Source organism: Actinospica acidithermotolerans (genome assembly GCF_018139625.1).
GTDB lineage: Bacteria > Actinomycetota > Actinomycetes > Streptomycetales > Catenulisporaceae > Actinospica > Actinospica acidithermotolerans.
The window spans coordinates 1-456 of the sequence record NZ_JAGSOH010000348.1; the positions used below are offsets into that span (position 1 = coordinate 1).

Annotated in this window: 1 protein-coding gene and 1 pseudogene; both read right to left on the reverse strand. The window is 33.8% G+C overall.

Annotated features, from left to right (window positions below):
- A partial coding sequence (locus KDK95_RS38935; protein WP_212522647.1) for a F0F1 ATP synthase subunit gamma occupies positions 1-188 on the reverse strand: 188 nt, incomplete at its 3' end.
- Positions 189-218: 30 nt separating this feature from the next.
- Positions 219-456 (reverse strand): annotated as a pseudogene (locus KDK95_RS38940) (F0F1 ATP synthase subunit alpha); the annotation flags it as partial.

The following is a 456-nucleotide window of genomic DNA, read 5'->3' on the forward strand; positions in this document are numbered from 1 at the left end:
GTATTGCTACTTGCCCCTGCAACTGCAGTAATTGCATCTTGCATTTTATCCATATATGGTGTGAATTGTTTTGTATTTTTTTCAGCTCTACGAAGTTTTGAACTTGATACCATGTTCATCGCTTTCGTAATTTGCTTCATTTTTTTGGTTGATTTTATTCGAGTATCTATTTCTTTAAGAGAAGCCACTATCTCACCACCTTATACTAAACTTGTTTATTATTCAGATTTGCTAAAGCTTTTTTTGAATTCGTTAATTGCTGTGTCAAACTTCTCAGCATCTGGTAAGCCACCAGTTTCTCTGATTTCATTTAACAGTTCAGTAGCATTTGATTCTGCCCAGTGGTTTAACTCGTCTTCAAAACGTGTGATATCTACAACTGGAATATCATCTAAATATCCTTTTGTTAATGCATAAATAATCAACACTTGGTGTTCAACTGGTAATGGTTTGTTT